Below are 3,208 nucleotides of genomic sequence, written 5' to 3'. Positions count from 1 at the left end.
ATTTTATCCGGAGATTAGCAAATAGGGGTAGATAAGATTAAAAACTCCCATAATTTCTTCATAGGAGGTATGCCACCAAAAGCTAATTTGAAACCACATCTTACGGTAGAGGAATTGAAAATTCGCTACCGACAAGCTCCAGATACCATCGAATCTCGTCGGTGGCATCTCCTGCTTCTAGTTGCTCAACAATGGTCTATTAAAAAAGCATCTGAAGTTGTAGGACTTAACTACGATTATGCTAAGGAAATTGTTGGGCGCTACAATAGAGAAGGGCCAGAATCTGTGAAAAATCGCAGTAAAGACCGTCAACCACCACCTGCTAAATCTTTGTTGACATCAGCTCAACAGCAGGAACTTTCAGAGGCTTTACAAGGGCCTGCTCCTGATGGTGGAGTATGGTCTGGTCCAAAAGTAGCCCGTTGGATTGCAAAGAAAACTGGTCGTGACCATGTCTGGCCTCAACGAGGTTGGGATTACTTAAAACGACTAGGCATTGACTGGAAAAAAAAGTAGAAAAATATTGGATAGTATCTTAAATGGGATTTTGAATTGGAGAAATTTTTTCTCTACAGGAATTTTAGATTTTTATCCTGTATTGCTATCCTAATTTGAGTTGTAAGAAAAATATTTTGGAATTAAGAAATAAGGGTGCAGCTTTTATTGTGTTAGGGACAGATATGAGGGGTTGAGGTATGGCGAACAAATCGAGTATAGCTGTAATTAATTGACTAGGATATATAGATTTTTTACAAATTATTTAAAGCCTACATTTGCATATCAAAACGAAGTAGAAAAGGCAAGTATTCAGTAGTTTATAGTTATTAGTTAGTAGGGATTTATTCTGGATAATTATTGGATAATATCAAGTATAAATACTTGATTTCTTAAATTTTTATTGCTTTTTTATCAGTTAAATTATCAGGATTTATAGAATAGCAATACCAACTAAACAAAGTCGATGTTTGCTGATGTAAGTAATTAAAAGCTTTTCCGGAACAAGAGCGAAAATCTTGATAAATGAGATGAAGGTTGTTGAGAATATAAGTAATAAATAATATTTATAGCAGTCAAAGGAAAGGTTAGGACAGATCGACAGCTTAAAACTCAGACAACGTAAAATTTTCCTTCTTCTTTCTTCCTTCTTCCTTCTGCTATATCAATTATTTATTGGCAATAACCTGCAACATAAATATCCTAAGATTTCGTGGTTATGAAAATCAATATTTGTACAAGAATATTTTTAGCATTTGCTTTCTGCTTGGGGATTAATTTAACTATCAATAATCCTGCTAATGCTAAACCAACACCTAGATTACTTTGTGAAATTAGAGAAGAACTATGTCAAAGAAAGGAACAGAATGTATGTATAGAAGAAGAAAGCTGTTCTGAAAAAACAAAGTCAGTAGTTAAAGAAGTTCCACCGATAATTCGACCTAATAAATTTTATTGTGACCGGGGTGAAAATGGTATCCCAACTACTTTTGTCAAAACACCACAAGGTACTTATCCAGTTATTCGTTGGGTTTCTAATTATTTCTTATCTGCTGGATATAGTCCCCTGACTCGTTGTCGCCAAGTATCAGATAAATTTCAATTTTTCTATGACGATGGCAGACTAGATTACATTACGACTGGTATTGTTAACCGTCAACCTGTAGTCTGTGTTTCTGGCAGAAAAGGAGGTCCTTGTCAAGGGGTATTATTTACTCTTAAACCTCAGCAAAGTGCTAGTGAAACAGTTCAACAATTATTTGACATCCGAGTAGGTGCTTCTACAGGTCCACTATATGAAAGTGGTTCCCGTTTCTATTTAAACTTTAATGACTATATAGAAGGTTTAGTAAAAAAGAGATATGACGGGTCTTCTCGTAATTCTCAAAATTCTAGTTTTACTGGTTGGTAATTTCAGTTATCAGTTATCAGTCATTAGTTACCGAATAATTAATAATTAATAATTCTGGTTTAAAGCCGACCCTTTTAAGGAAAGAAATAATATTTACTTGTGTTTAATTCCGTAACGGTTTTAACCAGAGGTAATTATCAATTATCCATTAATGAACCTCCTGGTATAATATCCTGTGAATTGGCGATCGCTGATATTAATGGTTTGTATTGGTAATGGGTTATTTTGTTTGCCAATACAAGCACTGTCTAAAAATTTTGATAACCTCAAAAGTTCAGAAACTCAAATACAAGTTCAAAATTGTACTGACTGTAATGATTTTTGTACTATTGAAGAGCTTAAAAGTTTAGCTAAATCAATCACGGTTAAAGTTATTTCTGAAAATGGTTGGGGTTCAGGAATTATTTTAAAACGGCAAGAACAAATCTATACAGTTGTTACTAATCAGCACGTTTTAAATACTCAAGATAAATCTTATCTGATTCAAACTCCAGATGGTAATTTCTATGAAGCAAATCAAATAGAAAATGAAGGTTTTCAAGGAAATGATTTAGCTCTATTACAATTTCGCAGCACTGATTATACCTACACTGTTGCATCTCTAGAAAATTCTCATACTCTTGTTCAAGGGGATAAGATTTTTGCTGCTGGGTTTCCTATTTTAGAAAAACCTCAAGATACAGAGTTTTTATTTACCAGGGGAAAAGTGTCAATATTGTCTGATAAACCTTTAGAAAAAGGTTATCAAATTGGCTACACTAATTTGATTAAAAAGGGGATGAGTGGTGGTCCGTTACTGAATATTTATGGGCAAGTTATTGGTATTAATGGAATGCATGCTTATCCTTTATGGGGCAATCCTTATGTATATAGTGATGGCGAGCAACCTAATATTAGTTTGCGTCAACAAATGAGTCATTTAGCATTTGCTATTCCTATTGAAACTGTTGCTAAATTAGCTCCCCAATTCGCATCTGTACCAACTATTAAAATGACTCAAACTCCTAGTATTAAGATTTTCAATTATTTATTTTTTCCTGATTTTATTGATGTGCTGAATTGGAAATTTTCTCCTTCTATTTTGCCAACTTCATGTGTAAGCCATTTCAGTTATCAGTTATCAGTTATCAGTTATCAGTTCGCTCCTGAAAATGGAACTGAGCAAAAATTCCTATTGCGACATATGCAATAAAACCATTAGCTCCTGAAAATGGAACTAAGCAAAAATTCCTATTGCGACATACGCAACAAAACTACTAGCTCTGGAAAAATCCAACTAAGCAAAAACTCCTATTGCGACAT

The 3,208-nt window shown here is 33.9% G+C and carries 3 protein-coding genes; all 3 read left to right on the top strand.

Going from position 1 to position 3,208, the window contains the following annotated elements; translation table 11 throughout:
* Positions 1–69: 69 nt before the first annotated feature.
* The 3 genes from AC3DU7_RS17515 to AC3DU7_RS17505 all read left to right on the top strand — a co-directional run bounded on the left by AC3DU7_RS17515 (position 70) and on the right by AC3DU7_RS17505 (position 3,098).
* Positions 70–516 carry a helix-turn-helix domain-containing protein gene (locus tag AC3DU7_RS17515; RefSeq protein ID WP_488040601.1) on the top strand — a complete coding sequence of 149 codons (447 nt, stop codon included), beginning with the start codon at positions 70–72 and terminating at the stop codon, positions 514–516.
* A gap of 697 nt (positions 517–1,213) precedes the next feature.
* A complete protein-coding gene (locus tag AC3DU7_RS17510; protein WP_488040600.1) occupies positions 1,214–1,906 on the top strand; it encodes a COP23 domain-containing protein in 693 nt (230 codons plus the stop codon).
* 175 nt (positions 1,907–2,081) lie between these two features.
* A complete protein-coding gene (locus AC3DU7_RS17505) occupies positions 2,082–3,098 on the top strand; it encodes a S1 family peptidase (protein WP_488040599.1) in 1,017 nt (338 codons plus the stop codon).
* Positions 3,099–3,208: the final 110 nt, after the last annotated feature.

The organism is Okeania sp. (genome assembly GCF_983059655.1).
This window is presented reverse-complemented; position numbering and strand designations above follow the sequence as displayed.

Coding starts and splice junctions, on each gene's coding strand:
- AC3DU7_RS17515 (WP_488040601.1), top strand. CDS start 70: ATGCCACCAAAAGCTAATTTGAAACCACATCTTACGGTAGAGGAATTG.
- AC3DU7_RS17510 (WP_488040600.1), top strand. CDS start 1,214: ATGAAAATCAATATTTGTACAAGAATATTTTTAGCATTTGCTTTCTGC.